Origin of the sequence: Thermosediminibacter litoriperuensis (assembly GCF_008124715.1) — a bacterium.
In the GTDB taxonomy this organism is placed as follows: Bacteria; Bacillota; Thermosediminibacteria; order Thermosediminibacterales; family Thermosediminibacteraceae; genus Thermosediminibacter; species Thermosediminibacter litoriperuensis.
This window is the reverse complement of record NZ_VNHO01000062.1, coordinates 1-1840: the sequence shown is the minus strand read 5'-3', so window position 1 is coordinate 1840 and position 1840 is coordinate 1. Positions and strand designations below refer to the sequence as shown.

The following is a 1840-nucleotide window of genomic DNA, read 5'->3' as shown; positions in this document are numbered from 1 at the left end:
CACCGGTTCCCATTCCGAACACACAGGTTAAGCCCTCCAGCGCCGATGGTACTGGGGAGGTCCCCCGGGAGAGTAGGTCGCCGCCGAAATCTTAATTTTATATATTACAATAAAAGACAAGACCTATTCGGGTCTTTTTTTTTATAACTAAATGTGACTTTACTGTAAAGAAATTATATAGTATAAAAAATATGTAAAACCGGTTTAATGCCTGGGAACTTCGATCGAAGCGCTGGCTTTGTATTCACAAAGGAAAAACGGAGGTTAAATACATATGGAGGCCAGAAACGAACACACAGAATATATGGGTGCGGATCTTCCGGAAGAAAATAAAAAGGCGGCTACCAGTCTGCCGGAGATGGATTTTACTGTAGGCAGCATACCGGCCCATCTGATTAAATTCTCGATACCGCTGTTCGCAGGAAATTTGCTGCAGACACTATATAACACCGTGGACGCGATTTGGGTTGGAAAATTCCTAGGTGCGGAGGCCCTGGCAGCAGTCTCGGTGAGCTTTCCCATTATCTTCGTACTCTTATCGATGGTGGTCGGCATGACCATGGCTACAACGGTGCTTGTGGGGCAGTACAAAGGAGCCGGGGATATGTTGATGGTAAAAAAGACCATAAATACATCTTTATTCTTTCTCACCCTGCTGGCCGTCGCGGTATCGGCTATTGGAATTATTTTTCACAGGCCGATACTGGAGATGATGAATACACCGGCAAACCTCATAGATCCTGCTTCCGGCTACATGAATATATTTTTTTCGGGGCTCATATTCATGTTCGCTTATAATACATTGAGCGCTATATTAAGGGGGTTGGGGGACTCGAGGACACCCCTGGTGTTCCTGTTTTACTCAACCGTAATAAACATAATTCTAGATCCCCTTTTTATTTTCGGCTACGGCCCCCTTCCAAGGATGGGCGTTAACGGAGTGGCGCTGGCCACAGTTATATCGCAGGGCGTATCCTTTTACCTGGCCGCCAGGTACTTGAACAGGAAAAATCACATCCTGACCCTGAGGGCTTCGGAGATAAAGTACGATGGAGATCTCGTGAAGAGGATAATTAAAATAGGCCTGCCCGCCGGTATCCAGCAGACGGTGGTGGCCCTGGGAGGCACCGCAATAATGGCCGTCGTCAACTCTTTCGGTCCCCTTGTTGTCGCAGCCTGGGGCGCCGCGAGCAAAATAGACTCCTTTTCCTTTATGCCGTCCATGTCTTTAGGCCTTGCCGCCTCTTCCTTGAGCGCTCAGAATATAGGCGCGCAAAAGTATGACAGGGTAAAGGAAGTAATGAAATGGGGCAGCCTCCTGTCGATAGCCATATCGGGCCTGGTAACGATTGCGGTGTTTGCTTTTCCCGGAGAGCTCCTCGCCCTTTTTACCAGCGATCCCGTTCTGGTTGCCGAGGGGGCCGGGATCCTCAAGATTCTGGGCGTATCGTATATCCCCTTCGGACTTCTCTGGGTTTCCAACGGAATTCTTCGGGGAGCCGGAAATACCCTCGTACCCATGATTATTTCGATATTTTCTCTGTGGGGTTTGAGGGTACCTCTAGCTTACTATCTGGCCAATTTTACCCCCCTTAAGAGCACGGGGATCTGGGTTGCTATTTCCTCCAGCATGATCATCAGCTCCGCTTTGAGCCTGGCCTACTATTATTCGGGCTACTGGAAAAAGACGAATAAGAACATAGCCTGAAGACGGCGGTATAAGTGATCAGTCATATAATAGAAAATAAATCGTAAAATGCAATATTAAATGCGACACATTTTTTGGAAACCCGAATGATGTTGGGTTTTTCAATCATGAAGGCTGAAGTTCGTAAGTTAG

Annotated in this window: 1 protein-coding gene and 1 rRNA gene; both read left to right on the top strand. The window is 47.6% G+C overall.

Features of this window, described 5'->3' with window-relative positions; all coding sequences use genetic code 11:
* A 5S ribosomal RNA gene (gene rrf / locus LZ11_RS12210) occupies positions 1-89 on the top strand; the annotation flags it as partial.
* Between the two features lie 185 nt (positions 90-274).
* The gene (locus tag LZ11_RS12205) at positions 275-1708 is read left to right on the top strand and encodes an MATE family efflux transporter (RefSeq protein WP_148868124.1); all 1434 of its coding nucleotides are present in this window, start codon (positions 275-277) and stop codon (positions 1706-1708) included.
* Positions 1709-1840: the final 132 nt, after the last annotated feature.